Origin of the sequence: Isoptericola sp. NPDC056605, assembly GCF_042792795.1 — a bacterium.
Taxonomy (GTDB): Bacteria; Actinomycetota; Actinomycetes; order Actinomycetales; family Cellulomonadaceae; genus Isoptericola.
Genome location: NZ_JBHTVT010000003.1, coordinates 268,797 through 282,618 on the forward strand (window position 1 = coordinate 268,797; position 13,822 = coordinate 282,618).

At 73.5% G+C, this 13,822-nt stretch carries 11 protein-coding genes; 4 read left to right on the forward strand and 7 right to left on the reverse strand.

The annotated features are described in order from the left end of the window. Nucleotides 1–5: 5 nt before the first annotated feature. The 7 genes from ACFQ8Y_RS05450 to ACFQ8Y_RS05480 are packed head-to-tail and all read right to left on the reverse strand — an operon-like array spanning nt 6 to nt 9,067. Entirely contained in the window at nt 6–1,013 is a 1,008-nt protein-coding gene (locus ACFQ8Y_RS05450; protein ID WP_430584844.1) for an aldo/keto reductase, read from the reverse strand. A 27-nt stretch (nt 1,014–1,040) separates the two neighbouring features. Further along, nucleotides 1,041–2,414 (reverse strand): NtaA/DmoA family FMN-dependent monooxygenase, encoded by a 1,374-nt coding sequence (locus ACFQ8Y_RS05455; protein WP_430563100.1) that lies wholly within the window; start codon nt 2,412–2,414, stop codon nt 1,041–1,043. Further along, complete coding sequence (locus tag ACFQ8Y_RS05460) at nt 2,407–3,873, reverse strand: LLM class flavin-dependent oxidoreductase (protein WP_430584845.1); 1,467 nt, start codon at nt 3,871–3,873, stop codon at nt 2,407–2,409. Before ACFQ8Y_RS05460 ends, ACFQ8Y_RS05455 begins: the two co-directional genes overlap by 8 nt. 59 nt (nt 3,874–3,932) lie before the next feature. After that, nucleotides 3,933–5,606, reverse strand: a complete 1,674-nt coding sequence (locus tag ACFQ8Y_RS05465) for a dipeptide ABC transporter ATP-binding protein (RefSeq protein WP_430584846.1) — start codon at nt 5,604–5,606, stop codon at nt 3,933–3,935. Next, nucleotides 5,593–6,510, reverse strand: coding sequence for an ABC transporter permease (locus ACFQ8Y_RS05470; RefSeq protein WP_430563103.1), 918 nt, complete (start codon nt 6,508–6,510; stop codon nt 5,593–5,595). Before ACFQ8Y_RS05470 ends, ACFQ8Y_RS05465 begins: the two co-directional genes overlap by 14 nt. Beyond that, nucleotides 6,510–7,442 carry an ABC transporter permease gene (locus ACFQ8Y_RS05475; RefSeq protein ID WP_430550956.1) on the reverse strand — a complete coding sequence of 311 codons (933 nt, stop codon included), beginning with the start codon at nt 7,440–7,442 and terminating at the stop codon, nt 6,510–6,512. Before ACFQ8Y_RS05475 ends, ACFQ8Y_RS05470 begins: the two co-directional genes overlap by 1 nt. An 8-nt stretch (nt 7,443–7,450) precedes the next feature. Beyond that, nucleotides 7,451–9,067, reverse strand: coding sequence for an ABC transporter substrate-binding protein (locus ACFQ8Y_RS05480; RefSeq protein WP_430584847.1), 1,617 nt, complete (start codon nt 9,065–9,067; stop codon nt 7,451–7,453). 166 nt (nt 9,068–9,233) lie between these two features. Between ACFQ8Y_RS05480 and ACFQ8Y_RS05485 the strand changes: the two genes are divergently transcribed. The 4 genes from ACFQ8Y_RS05485 (at nt 9,234) to ACFQ8Y_RS05500 (ending at nt 13,760) form a co-directional block, all read left to right on the forward strand. Continuing rightward, complete coding sequence (locus tag ACFQ8Y_RS05485) at nt 9,234–10,418, forward strand: FAD-dependent oxidoreductase (RefSeq protein WP_430584848.1); 1,185 nt, start codon at nt 9,234–9,236, stop codon at nt 10,416–10,418. Between the two features lie 167 nt (nt 10,419–10,585). After that, complete coding sequence (locus ACFQ8Y_RS05490) at nt 10,586–11,899, forward strand: APC family permease (protein ID WP_430584850.1); 1,314 nt, start codon at nt 10,586–10,588, stop codon at nt 11,897–11,899. Nucleotides 11,900–11,954: 55 nt separating this feature from the next. Beyond that, nucleotides 11,955–12,380 (forward strand): Hsp20/alpha crystallin family protein, encoded by a 426-nt coding sequence (locus tag ACFQ8Y_RS05495; RefSeq protein WP_430550951.1) that lies wholly within the window; start codon nt 11,955–11,957, stop codon nt 12,378–12,380. 162 nt (nt 12,381–12,542) lie between these two features. Next, the gene (locus ACFQ8Y_RS05500; RefSeq protein WP_430564402.1) at nt 12,543–13,760 is read left to right on the forward strand and encodes an NAD(P)/FAD-dependent oxidoreductase; all 1,218 of its coding nucleotides are present in this window, start codon (nt 12,543–12,545) and stop codon (nt 13,758–13,760) included. Nucleotides 13,761–13,822: the final 62 nt, after the last annotated feature.

The following is a 13,822-nucleotide window of genomic DNA, read 5'->3' on the forward strand; positions in this document are numbered from 1 at the left end:
GGCTGTCAGCCCACCCGGCCCGGGCCGCCGGACAGCGTGCCGGGGAACAGCTCCCGCAGCTCCCGGTCGTCCTCGGCGGTGGGCCGCCACCGGGTGGCGAGCAGGTTCTCGTCGAGCTGCTCGGGCACCGTGACGCCCGCGATCACCGAGGCGACGGTGGGCTGCGCGAGCAGCCACCCGATCGCGACGGCGCTGGGCGTCACGCCGCGCTCGGCGGCGAACTTGGCGAACCGGTCGAGCGCGTCCCAGGGGGCCTCGCCGAGCAGGTACGTCTTGAGGTTCGTGATCTTGGCGCCCGCGGGCGCGTGGTCCCTCGTGTACTTGCCGGTGAGCAGCCCGTTCTGGAGCGGGAAGTACGGCAGCAGCCCGAGCCCGTAGTGCTCCAGCGCGGGGATCAGCTCCTCCTCCGGCTTCCGCCACAGCAGGCTGTACTCGTCCGTCGTCGAGACGAACCGCGAGTACCCTCGCGCCGCCGCGACGTGCTCGGCGTCGGCCACCTGCCAGGCCTTGAAGTTCGACGCGCCCACGTACCGGACCTTGCCGTCGCGCACCAGCACGTCGAGCGCCGACAGCGTCTCGTCGATCGGCGTCCGGGAGTCCGGGAAGTGGATCTGGTAGAGGTCGATGTAGTCCGTGCGCAGGCGCCGCAGGCTGTCCTCCACGGACGCGACGACGTACTTGCGCGCCCCGGTGAGGCTGTACGACGGCCCGCGGTCGGCGGCCAGCGAGCGCCCGAACTTGGTGCCGACGACCACCTGCTCGCGGCGGCCGCGCAGCGCGTTGCCGAACAGCTCCTCGGACAGGCCGGTGCGGTCGCCGTAGCCCTCGGCGAGGTCGAAGTACGTGACCCCGAGGTCGATGGCGCGGTCGACGATGCGGTTCACCTGGTCCTGCCCGACGGCGCGCATGCCGGTGCGGCCGAAGGTGCTGGCGCCGACGGCGAGCTCCGACAGGACGAGGCCCGAGCGGCCGAGCGTGCGATAGCCGTCGGGAAGGGTGGCGGAAGCGGGCACAGCGGTCTCCTCGAACTGGTGGGTGGGTCAGCCGTTGTCGGTGTCGAGGAGCCCCTGGAAGGTGGACGCCTCGTACTCGGTGCGGAAGAGGCCGCGCCGCTGGAGCTCGGGGACGACGAGGTCGACGAACGCGTCCGCGGGGCCGCGGTGGTACGGCGGGAACACCTGGACGCCGTCGAGCACCCGCTCAGCGAAGTTCTCCTCGATCCAGTCGGCCACGTCGCGCGCGTCGCCGACGACGGCGGGCTGCTGGTCCTCGCGGGAGCGCAGCACGTACTGGTACAGCTCGCGGAAGGTGGCCTCCTCGCCGAGCTGCGTCGCGACGATCTGCCGCAGGAGCAGGCGGTCGTCGCGCACGTCGCCGGCACCGCGCTGCACGCGGCCGCGGTACAGGCCCTCGAGCGCGTCGGGCTCGAGACCGTCGATGTCGACGACGTCGAGCACCCGCTCGGAGTCCCGCACGCGGGACAGGTCGACGCCGAGCGCCTTGGAGAACACCTCGGGGATCTCCTCGGCGGCCTGCAGCGCCACGACCTCCCGGAACTTGGCCCGCGCCTCGCGACCCGTCCCGGCCACGTAGACCGTGACGCCGGGGACGATCTTGAACTTCTCCGGGTCGCGACCGGCCGACGCCACGCGGGCCTTCTGCGCCGCGTACTCGGCCCTGCCCCGGTCGAGCCCGAAGTACGGCGAGAACCGGATCTGCGCCAGGTCGGCGCCGTAGGCGAGCGACTCCTCGGACAGCCCGACGTGGACGTTCGGGATCCGCTGCTGCACGGGCCGGGGCACGTTGAGCGGCCCGCGCACCTCGAAGAACTCGCCGCTGTGCTCGATGCGGTGCCAGCTTCCGGGCCGGACGAGGGTGTCGTCCGCCTTGTCGTCGAGCAGGAAGTCCTCGTCCCAGCTCTCGTAGAGCAGCCGGTTGACGACCTCGGTGAACTCGCGGGCCCGCGCGTACTTGGTGCCCTCGGTCGGGACGGGGTTGCGGCCGAAGTTGCGCGCCGGGTCGCCCTCGCGGTCGATGCCGAAGACGACGTTGAGCGCCGTCCGCCCGCGCGAGAAGTGGTCGAGCGTCGCGAGCTGCCGGGCGGTCGCGTACGGGTGCTCGAAGGAGCTGTTGACCGACATGAGGAACCCGAGGTGCTGCGTGACGGCGGCCGCGTACCCGGCGTAGACGAAGTTGTCCCACCGGTAGATGCGGTTGAGCCGGTCCGGCTCGCTGCCGAGCGCGCTGCCGGAGAAGACGTAGTCGAGCTTCCCCCGCTCGGCGGTGCGGGCGACGTCGACGATCACGCTCGGGTCCACGAGGCCGCGGTTGTCGGCCTCCGGCAGGCGCCACCCGTTGAGGTCCCAGCCGGTGCCGTACGCGGCCAGGCCGATGCGGAGCTTCCGGTCAGCCACGAGCGGCCTCCTCGGCGGGCGCGGCGAACTGGTTCGGCGGCACCGGCAGCCCGAAGTGCCCGCGGAACGTGTCGGACTCGTACTCGGTGCGGAACACGCCCTTGTCCTGCAGGATCGGCACGACCTGCGACGTGAACCGCTCCAGCTGGTCGAGCATGAACGGCGACTGGATGTTGAACCCGTCCGCGGCGCCGGCGTCGAACCACTCCAGCAGCGTCGTGGCGACGTCGTTCGCCGTGCCGATCGCGAGCGGGAAGCCGCCCCCGAGGGAGCTGTGCAGCAGGTCGCGTCCGCGCACGGTGCCTGCCTCGACGGTGCGGTCGGTGCGCTCCGCGACCAGCGCGAGCAGCCGGCGTCCGGCCTCGTTGAACGACGCCGCCACCGCGGGCGTCACGACGCCGTCGAGCCCCAGCGGGCGCAGGTCGGCGCCGACGCGCTCCCCCACCGCGCGCAGGCTGCGCGTCCCGAGCGGCAGGCCGCCGCGCTGCGTGGCGAGCGCACGGAAGCGGTCGCTCGCGTAGTACTCCTCCGGCTGGTCCCCGGCGACGGGGTCGGAGTCGATCGGCAGGCCGGCGTTGAGGCGGTCGAAGAGGTCGATCGCCTCCTCGCGGGTGTCCCCGATGACGGGCGTGATGCCCGGCATGAAGAAGATCGGCTCGTCGCGGCCGCGCAGGCGCCGCGCGCGCTCGCGGATGTCGGCGTTGAACGCCGCGGACGTCGCGAGGTCCGGCGGGCCGGTGAAGTTGACGTCGCAGTACTGGGCGGTGAGCTCGCGGGACAGCTCGGACGCCCCGGCGTAGAGCAGGGGGACGTGCCCCTGCGGCGGGCGCAGCATCGGCAGCGTCCCGGCCACGGAGAAGAACTCGCCCTGGTGCTCCAGGCGGTGGATCTTGGTCGGGTCCAGGTACTCGCCGGACTCCTTGTCCTGCAGGTACGCGCCGTCCTCGATGCTGTCCCACAGGCGGCGGATCACCTCGATGAACTCGGCCGCGCGCCGGTAGCGGCTCTCGCCGCCGAGGTCCGGGAGGCTGAAGTTCTTGGCCGCGAGGTCGTTCGCCCCCAGCACGACGTTCCAGGCCAGGCGGCCGTGGCTCAGGTGGTCGAGCGAGGCGGTGAGCCGCGCCAGGGTGAACGGCTCGTAGAACGTCGGGTGCGCCGTGACGGCCAGCCCGATCTTCGACGACTGCAGCGCCAGCTGCGACGCGAGCGTGAACGGCTCCAGCCGGCCGCCGTTGTGCGTCGTCCCGTAGTGCTCCTTGTAGACGTCGCCGGGCAGCGTGTCGCCGAGGAAGAAGAAGTCGAACTTCGCGTCCTCGACCAGTTGCAGCACCCGGCTCGGGTACTCGAGGTCGAAGGCGTCCGGCGTCGCCGCCTCGGGCAGCCGCCAGCCGCCCCAGTGGGTGCCGTTGAGCCAGTACATGTACCCGAGGTGCAGCTGGCGACGGGCCGGCTCTGCCATGTCGTGTTCCTTTCGAGGTGGTGCGTGACGGTGTGGTGCGCGGCGACCCGGGGCGGCGCTCACGACCGGCCGGGGACGGCGTCGGCCGCCCCCGGGATGGCGGCGAGGAGCTCCCGGACGTAGTCCGTCGCGGGGTCCGTGATGACGTCGAGGGCGGGCCCGCGCTCGACGATGTCGCCGTGGCGGAGCACGAGGATCTCGTCCGAGATCTCCGCGATGACCCCGAGGTCGTGCGAGATGAAGAGGTAGGTCAGGGCGAGCTCGTCCTGCAGAGAGGTCAGCAGGTCGAGGATCTGCCGCTGCACGGTGACGTCGAGGGCGGAGACGGGCTCGTCGAGCACCAGCACCTCGGGCCCGGGGGCGAGCACGCGGGCGATCGCGACGCGCTGGCGCTGCCCGCCGGACAGCTCGGCGGTGTACCGGTCGGCGAGCGCCGCCGGCAGGCCCGTGACGTCGAGCAGCTCGTCGACGCGCCGCGCACGGTCCTCCTTGCCGCCGATGCGGTGGCCCGCGAGCGGCTCCTCGAGGATCGACCGCACGGTGGCGCGGGGGTTGAGAGACGCGAACGGGTCCTGGTAGACCATCTGGACCGTGCGGTAGAGCGGCGCCTGGCCGCGCCCGCGCCGGTGGTGCACGACGGGCCGGCCGTCCACGGTGATCGTCCCCGTGTCCGGGGCGCCGAGGCCGGCAAGCAGCCGCACCAGCGTCGTCTTGCCGGAGCCCGACTCCCCGACGATCCCGAGCGTCGTGCCGCGGCGCACCTCGAAGCTCGCGTCCCTGACGGCGGTGACGGCGGCACGCCCGCGGTGCGCGCGGAACGTCTTCGACACGTCCCTCGTCTCGACGACGACGGGCGCGTCCGCGGGGACCCGCTCCTGGCGCCGCTCGCTCCGGGCCCGCGCGGCGTCGGCCCCGGAGAACCCGAGCGACGACGACCGCAGCAGCTGCTCCGTGTACGGGTCGCCGGGGTGCGCGACGACCTCGTGCGTGCGGCCGGAGCGCACCAGGCGACCGTCCTTGAGGACGGCGATCTCGTCCGCCCGCTCGGCCGCCACGCCCAGGTCGTGGGTGACGAGCAGGACGGCGAGGTCGTTCTCCTCCACCAGGCCGTCCAGCAGATCGAGGATGGTCCGCTGCACGGTGACGTCGAGCGCCGTCGTGGGCTCGTCGGCGATGAGCAGGCGTGGCTGCGTCGACATGGCGGCGGCGATGAGGACGCGCTGGCACATGCCGCCGGACAGCTCGTGCGGGTAGGCGTGGAAGATCTTGTCGGGCTCGCGCAGCCCGACCTGCTCGAAGAGGTGGATCACCCGCTTGCGCCGCTCCTGCTTGGTCGCGAGGCCGTGGGCGCGCAGCGGCTCCCCCGCCTGGACGCCGACGGGCAGCAGCGGGTTGAGGCCGAGCAGCGCGTCCTGCGGGATGTAGCCGATCTCCTTGCCGCGCACCGCGCGGCGCTCCCGCTCCGGCAGGCCGGTGAGCTCGCGCCCGCCGAGGGTCACGGTGCCGCCGACGACGCGTCCGTTCTCGGCGAGCGTGCCGGTGACCGTGCGGCCGAGGGTCGACTTGCCCGACCCCGACTCCCCCACCAGCGCCAGCACGCGGCCCGGTTGCAGGGAGAGGCTGACGTCGTCGACGACGCGCGTGGCCGGGCGGCCGCGCACGGCGAACTCGACGCTCACGCCGTCGAGCGTGAGCAGCGGCTCGCGCTCGGTGCTGGTGTCAGGCGACGACACTGGTCCTCCCTCGGTTGAGCGACCGCCCGATGCGGTAGACCGCCAGGACGGAGACGACGACCACGAGCCCGGGCAGCAGGCTGAGCCACCACTGGGTCGCGATGAAGGTGCGTCCCTCGGCCACCAGCAGCCCCCACTCCGGCGTCGGGGGCGGCGCGCCCAGGCCGAGGAAGCTCAGGGACGCGACGGTGAGGATGGCGCTGCCGATCTCCATCGTGGCGAAGGCGAGCACCGACCGGGACGCGTTGGGCAGCACGTGCCGGGCCAGCCGGTAGGCGTAGCCGTGGCCGGCGAAGACGGAGGCCTCGACGTACCGGGCGTTGCTCACCTTGAGCACCTCGGAGCGCATGAGGCGCGCGAACGTCGCGGTGCTGTTGATGCCGATGGCGATCGCGATGTTGATGGTGCCGTGGCCGAGCGCCGAGATGATCGCGAGCGAGACGATGAGGCTCGGCACCGACAGCATGATGTCGATGAAGCGCATGAGGACGCTGTCGAGCCACCCGCGGACGGCGCCCGCGACGAGCCCGACGACGGACCCGCCCACCAGCCCGATGAGCACCGCGACCACGGCGGCCTGGATGGACAGACCGGTGCCGTGCACGGTGCGCGTGAACTGGTCGCGCCCGAGGTCGTCGGTGCCGAACAGGTGGGTGGCGCTGGGCGCGAGCAGCATGGCGTCGCCGTCCTGCGCGAGCGGGTCGCCGGGCGCGAACACCGACGGCGCGACGGCCGCGACCAGCACCACGACCAGCCACAGGTACGAGACGACGAGGCTCGGGGTGCGCAGGACGTCGAGCAACCACAGCCGGGCCCGGGTGCCCCGGCCGACGCGCGCGGGCCCCGCCGGCGCCGCGCCCCCGGGCGCCCGACCGAGCGCGCTCGTGCGTTCGATGACGCTCATCAGCCGTCCAATCGGATCCGCTTGTCGATGACCGGGTAGACCAGGTCGACGAGGAAGTTGACAGTGACGAAGATCAGCGCGCTCACGGTCACGGCGATGAGGACGACGGGCATGTCCCGGCCGTTGACGGAGTCGACGATGAGGCGCCCGACGCCGAGGCGGGCGAAGACCGTCTCGGTCAGCACGGTGCCGCCGACCATCACCCCGACGAGGGTGCCGAGCGCGGTGACGACGGGCAGCGCCGCGTTGCGCAGCGCGTGCCGCACCACGACGTCGAACCGGCTGAGGCCCCAGCTGCGCGCCGTCTCGATGTACGGCGAGGACAGCGCGCCGCGCAGGTTCGCCGTGAGGAGCTGCGCGATGGTGCCGCCGCCCGCCACCGCGATCGACAATGAGGCGACCAGGAGGCCGAGGAACGAGTCGTCGCCGAACGCGTCGATCCAGCCGAGCCGGAAGGCCACGACCTGCACGAGCACCAGGGCGACCATGAACGGCGGCAGCGACACCGCGACGGGCGGCAGCGAGATCAGCAGCTCCCGCATCCACCGCCAGCTCGTGAGCTCGATGACCACGGCGAGCGACACCCCGAGGAGCACCGCCAGCGCCAGACCGACGAACGCGAGCTGCAGCGTCGCCGGGAACGACTCGAAGAAGACGTCGACCGCGGGTCGCCGCTGGTAGAGGCTCTGCCCGAAGTCGCCCGTCACGGCCCCGGACAGCGCGTCCCAGTACTGCACGAGGACGGGCCGGTCCAGGCCGAGCAGCTCGCGCTGCTCGGCCAGGAGCGTCTCGATGTCGCCGCCGGAGGCGCCCATGGTGAGGCCGCCCGCGGCGTCGCCCGGGACGACGTAGAGCAAGAAGAACGCGCCGGTGAACGCGCCCCACACCACCACGACCGCGTACGCCAGCCGCCGCAGGCTGTACCTCACCATGTCGGGTCCTACTTCTCGGAGAGCCAGGCGTTGTACAGGTACTGGTCGAGGCCGACCGGCTGGATGTCGTGCACCGTGGGCTGGAACGCCCAGATGTCCGTGTCGTTGACGATCGGCAGCACGTAGGCGTCCTCGACGAGGAGCTGGCTCGCCTCGTCGACCACGGCCTGGCGCTCCGCCTTGTCGGTGAGCGTGTTCTGCTCCTGCAGCAGCGCGTCGAGCTGCTGGCCGGCCTTGTCGTCCTCCGCGATGAACGAGCGGTCCGAGCCGGTCGCGACGCCGTAGTTGGCCCGCAGGACGTCGGGGTCGGGGGTCGAGTGGTACCAGTACGCGATGTCGTACTCGCCGGACAGCAGCTTCTCGTTGGCCTCCGCGTCGAGCGGCGGGTCGAGCACGAGCTCGATGCCGAGCTCCTTCCACTGCGCCTGCACGACCTGCTCCGCGGCGCCGTCGCGCGGGAAGCGCAGCGACAGCCGCTCCCCGTCGGCGTTCACCCGGATGCCGTCGGCGCCGACCTCGCTCCACCCGGCCTCGTCGAGCAGCTTCTTCGACAGCTCCGGGTCGTAGGTGAGGTACTCCGACTGGTCGGAGAAGTACGGGTTCGCCTCGCTGAGCGGCCCCTTCGCGACCTTGTCGTAGCCGCCGGAGACCAGCTTGGTGAACTCCTCGCGGTCGATCCCGTGCTGGAGCGCCTGGCGCACCCGGACGTCCTGGAGGAACGGCGACGACGTGTTGACGGGCCACTCCGTGCCGGTCGCCGGGTTCACCGTCTCGGTGATCGTCAGGCCGGCGCCCTCGAGCTGGGACACGTACTTCGCGTTGACCCAGTAGATGAACTGCAGCTCGTCCCCGGCGATGACGGCGCCGTTGCGCACCGAGTCCTCGGGGATGATCTTGTAGACCACCTCGTCGAGATAGGCCGGCCCGCTGCGGCCGAAGTACTCGGGGGCCCAGTCGTAGTCGGCGCGCTTCTTGAGCACGATCCGCTGGTTGGGCGTGTACTCCTCGAGGGAGAACGGGCCGCTGCCGTCGATCGACTTCTGCCGCTCCTCGACGGGCAGCTCCGCCGTCTTGGCCGACACGATCCCGGCGTGCGCCCGCGACAGGCTCACGAGGAACGCCGCGTTGGGCTTCTCGAACTCCACCTCCACGACGTTCTCCGCCGGCGTGCGGATCTCCTTGATGCCCTCGACGATCGTCTTCGCGCTGGAGTGGATGCCGGGGCGGGCGAGGCTCTCGAAGTTCTTCTTCACCACCTCGGACGTGAGCTTCGTGCCGTCGTGGAACGTGACGTCGTCGCGCAGGGTGAACGTGTAGACCCGCGCGTCCTCGACCGTCCAGTCCGTGGCCAGCCACGGCTCGATCTCCTGGGTCTCCGGGTTGAAGAACACCAGCGAGTCGGTGAGGGCGCGCGCGACCGTGCGCCACACCTGGTTGACGACGGCGGCGTCGACGCCGTTGGGGTCGGCGCTGAGCCCGATGCTCAGCGTGCCGCCCGGCCGTTCGCTCTCGGGCACCGTCTCCTCGGCGGCGTCACCGCCGCCGGCGCAGGCCGCGGCCAGCAGGGTCACCAGTGCGGCGACGGCGGCGAGGCGCCACCGTCGGGGTCCGTGGGTCGTCGACACGGTCGTCCTCCTGCGGTTCGGGCGTGCGCACGCCAGCACCTGGCGCGACGGAGCAGGAGGCTGGGCCCGCGGGGCGGAGGAGTCAATCGTCGGCCGCGATTGCTCACGATCTGAGACGCGCGTCCCACGCTCCGCGCCGGGGCGGACCCGGCTACCGTCGGTGTCCATGGCTCCCACGACGGACGGTGGTCGCACGGCGACGGTGATCGGGGGCGGCGTCGGCGGTCTGGCCTCGGGCCTCGCGCTGGCGCGGCACGGCTGGGACGTCACCGTCGTCGAGCGCGCGACGTCGCTGGACCCGGTGGGCGCGGGGATCGTCGTCGCCCCGAACGCGGTGCGGTCGCTGGACGCGCTGGGCGTCGGCGACGCGACGCGCGGCCTGGCCGCGCTGCAGGGCGAGCTCGGGCTGCGTCGTCCCGACGGGCGGTGGCTGGTGCGCGGCCGCGCGGAGGGCGCGACGTCGCTGTTCGGCGACCGCACGCTCATGCTCCACCGCGCGCAGCTGGTGGCGCTGCTCGCGGGCGCTCTTCCGGCCGGGGCGCTGCGGCTCCGTACGGCGGCGACCGTCACGGATCCGGGCACGACGTCCCGCCCGGCACGCGTGACGACGACCGACGACGCGGGCACGACGACGGAGGCCGACGCGGACCTCGTCGTCGCGGCCGACGGCATCGCGTCCGCCACGCGCACCCGCTGGTGGCCGAGCGCTCCCGTCCCGGTGTCCGGCGGGTCGACGGCGTGGCGGTTCGTGACCCCGCGCGTCCCGGGCGTCGTCGGCTCCGAGATCTGGGGCCGCGGGATCGTCGCCGGGGTCATGCCGCTGGCCGACGGACGGGTCTACGTGTACGTCTCGGTGGCCGACGCCGCCGGCGTCCCGCGCGACCTCGGCGAGCTGCGCGCCCGCCTCGCCGACTGGCACGACCCGGTCCCCGCGCTGCTCGCCTCCGTCGACGACGCCACCGCGCTGCGGCACGAGCTGCGGCACCTGCCCGCTCCGCCGGCGTCGCTCGTGACCGGCCGGGTCGCGCTCGTGGGCGACGCCGCGCACGCGATGCTGCCGAACCTCGGGCAGGGCGGGTGCCAGGCGCTCGAGGACGGCGTGGTGCTCGGCGCGCGCGTCCGCCCGGACGACGACGTCGCGGGCGCGCTGCTGCGCTGGTCGGCCGAGCGACGGCCGCGCGTCGCGCAGGTCATGCGGATGTCCGCCCGGGTCGCCGGCCCGACCCTGTGGACCTCACCCGCCGCCACCGTCGCCCGCGACGCCGGGATGCGCGCCGTCGGCCGGTGGACGGCGGCGCTGGGCCCGCGGGCCCTGCGCCCGGTCATGGCCTGGGAACCGCCCGTCGGCTGACCGGGCGCGACCGCGGTGCGGGACGACGGCGCCAGGGCCGTCGTCCTACGCTGGCAGCCCGCCCACGAGCTGCCGAGGAGCTGAGTCCCGCGTCGTCCGACCCCCGCCCCACGAAGGACGTTCCCAGCGCTGCCGCGCCCGAGGGACAGCTCCACCGGAGCCTGTCCCTGCGGCACCTCGTCGTCTACGGCCTGCTGTTCATCGGGCCGACCGCGCCCATGGGCACGTTCGGCGTGCTGGACGCGCGCAGCAACGGCGCGGTCGCCCTCGTGTTCGTGGTCGCGACCGTGGCGATGGCGTTCACCGCCTGGTCGTACGCCCGCATGTCCGTCGCGGTCCCGAAGGCGGGGTCGGTCTCGGCCTACGCGACCGCGGGGCTGGGGCGGCGACCGGGCTTCATGGCCGGGTGGATGATCGGCCTGGACTACCTGTTCATCCCGAGCCTGGCCGCGCTCTTCTGCGGGATCGCCAGCCACGCCCTGTTCCCCGCGGTGCCCGTCTGGGCCTTCACCGGCGTCGCCGTGCTCCTCATCACGGGCCTGAACCTCGGCGGGGTCCGGCTCGCCGCCACGGTGGGGTTCGTCGCCCTGGTCGTGGAGATCGTGGTGCTCGCCGCCTTCTGCGTCGGCGCGGTCGTCGTGCTGGTGCACGAGGGCCCGGCCAGGCCGTGGCTGTCTCCCCTGACCGGGCTGGACGGGTTCACGCTCGCCGGCACGCTCGGGGCGGTCTCGGTGGCGGCGCTCGCCTTCCTGGGTTTCGACGCGATCGCCACGTTCGCCGAGGAGAGCACCGGCTCCCCGCGGCAGATCGGGCGGGCCCTGATCTTCTGCCTCGTCCTCGCCGGGGCCCTCTTCGTGCTCCAGACCTACCTGGGCGCGCTCCTGACGACGGCGACTCCTCAGGAGCTGGCCGCGAACCCCGAGCAGCAGGGCACGATCTTCTACACGACGATCAGCGAGGAGATGGGGGCGTGGCTCGGCACCACCGTCACGACGGCGCGCGCCATCGGCCCCGTGCTCTCCGCGCTCGTCGCACAGGCCGCGGTGAGCCGCCTCATGTACGGGATGGCGCGCGACGGACAGCTGCCGGCACCGCTCGGGTCCGTGAGCCGCCGGACCGGCGTGCCCCGCCTGGCGACCCTCGTCTCGGCGGTCGCGACGCTCCTCATCGCCGTGGCGGCGGCGGTCCGGCCCGACGGCCTCGACCTGCTGTCCTCGATGGTCACGGTCGGCGCCCTGACCGCGTTCGTCTTCCTGCACGTCGCCGTGGTCGGCTACTACGTCGTCGGCGGGCGCACCGACCGTCGCGTCCTGCACACGGTCGTCCCCGCCGTCGGCCTGGCGATCGTCGTCACCGTGCTCGTCCTGGCGAGCCACCTCGCCCTGGAGGTCGCGGCCGGATGGCTCGTCCTGGGCCTGGTCGTCATGCTCGTGCGGGGCAGGCGGCGTGACGCGTCCGCCGTCGGCGAACCCGGAAATTGAGTCGGGGTGGCTCAAGTTGAACCGGTCAGCAGCAACTCACCTGGAGGAGGACAGCATGACCACCACCCTGACCCGCACCCCGTTCGCCGACGCCTGGCTCCGCGACCTGTGGACCCCGCGCCTCACGGACCTGTCCCGGACGGAAGGCCCCGTGCCCGCCGCCGACGTGTACCGCGACGGCGAGGACCTCGTCGCCCGCCTCGACCTGCCGGGCGTGAACCCGGCCGACGACGTCACCGTCGAGGTCGAGGGACGCAAGCTCGTCGTGCGCGGCGAGCGCAAGGACCAGCGCTCGGAGGAGTCCGAGGGCCGACGCATCTCGGAGGTCCGCTTCGGCGCCTTCCGCCGCGTCGTCACCCTGCCGAAGGCCGTGGACGGCGACGCCGTGACCGCGTCCTACGACGCGGGCGTCCTGACGGTCACCGTCGCCGGCGTCTTCGCCGGCACGACGCCGCAGCGCATCGAGGTCACCAGCGCCTGATCCCAGGCTGATCTCAGGCACCGCCCGACGGCGCCCGGTCGCACCCGCGACCGGGCGCCGTCGTCGTCCCCGGACAGGACGCCGTCACGCCCGCGCCCCGCGTCTCGTCGTCACCGTGAGCACCCGATGAGAAGACGGACGAAGACGGACCGAGGAGACGAGATGTCGCACAGGACGCAGGTCGTGGTGGTGGGCGGCGGGTACGCCGGGGTGACGGCGGCGAACCGTCTGACGAAGCGGGACGACGTGGCCGTGACGCTGGTGAACGCGCGCCCCACGTTCGTGGAGCGGATCCGGCTGCACCAGCGGATCGCCGGGTCGCACGACGCGGTGGTGGACTACCGGCGGGTGCTGGCGGACGCGGTACGGCTCGAGGTCGCGACCGTGGAGCGGATCGACGCGGCGGGGCGGCGGCTGGTGCTCGCGGACGGCGGCACGCTCGGCTACGACTACCTGGTGTACGCCGTGGGCAGCACCAGCGCCGCCCCGGCGGTCCCGGGCGCGGCAGAGCACGCGTACCCGCTGGCGAGCCTGGAAGAGGCCGACCGGCTGGCTCCCGAGCTGGCCGCCGCGGGCCGGGACGCGCACGTGACGGTGGTGGGCGCGGGACCGTCCGGCATCGAGACGGCGTCGGAGCTGGCGGAGCAGGGGCGCACCGTGACGCTCGTCGCGGGCGAGCTGGCCGGCCCGTACCTGCACCCGAAGGGCCGGCAGGCGGTGCTCGCGCAGCTGGTGCGCCTCGGCGTGACGGTCGTGGACGGCCCCGCCGCCGTGGTGACGGCCGTGACGGCCGACGCCGTGCAGCTCGCCGACGGCCGCGACCTCCCCAGCGACGTGACGATCTGGACGGCCGGCTTCGGCGTCCCCGACCTCGCCGCCCGCAGCGGCCTGAGCACGGACGCCGAGGGCCGCCTGCGCACCGACGAGACCCTGACCAGCGTCGACGACGAGCGGATCGTCGCCGCCGGCGACGCGGCCGCGCCGTCGGACCTGCCGTTCCGGATGAGCTGCCAGGCCGCCGGGCAGCTGGGCGGCGCCGCGGCGGACACCGTGCTCGCGCGGCTCGCGGGGACGGAGCCCGCGCCGGCCGTGGTCGGCTTCGTCGGGCAGTGCCTCAGCCTCGGCCGGGGCGCCGGGCTGTTCCAGTTCGCCCGGCGCGGCGACGTTCCCGTGCGGGCGTTCCTCGGCGGGCGGCTGGGCGCGCGCGCCGGGGCCTGGCTCAAGGAGCTCGTGTGCAGGAGCACGGTCCAGGGCCTCGTCTGGGAGGCGCGCCGGCCCGGCAGCGTCCGGTACCCGGCGTTCATCGGCGACCCGCGCCGGCAGGAGGTGCTGCGCGCGCGGCGCGAGACCGCGCCGCACGACGTCGTCCCGGTCGCCTGACGCGCGACCCGACCAGAGACGCCGACACGACGGAGCGCCGGCCGGGCCCGATGGGGCCCGGC

Excerpts from the sequence above, each read along its gene's own strand:
- ACFQ8Y_RS05460 (WP_430584845.1), bottom strand. The coding sequence starts at position 3,873 with ATGGCAGAGCCGGCCCGTCGCCAGCTGCACCTCGGGTACATGTACTGG.
- ACFQ8Y_RS05470 (WP_430563103.1), bottom strand. The coding sequence starts at position 6,510 with ATGAGCGTCATCGAACGCACGAGCGCGCTCGGTCGGGCGCCCGGGGGC.
- ACFQ8Y_RS05475 (WP_430550956.1), bottom strand. The coding sequence starts at position 7,442 with ATGGTGAGGTACAGCCTGCGGCGGCTGGCGTACGCGGTCGTGGTGGTG.
- ACFQ8Y_RS05485 (WP_430584848.1), top strand. The coding sequence starts at position 9,234 with ATGGCTCCCACGACGGACGGTGGTCGCACGGCGACGGTGATCGGGGGC.
- ACFQ8Y_RS05495 (WP_430550951.1), top strand. The coding sequence starts at position 11,955 with ATGACCACCACCCTGACCCGCACCCCGTTCGCCGACGCCTGGCTCCGC.
- ACFQ8Y_RS05500 (WP_430564402.1), top strand. The coding sequence starts at position 12,543 with ATGTCGCACAGGACGCAGGTCGTGGTGGTGGGCGGCGGGTACGCCGGG.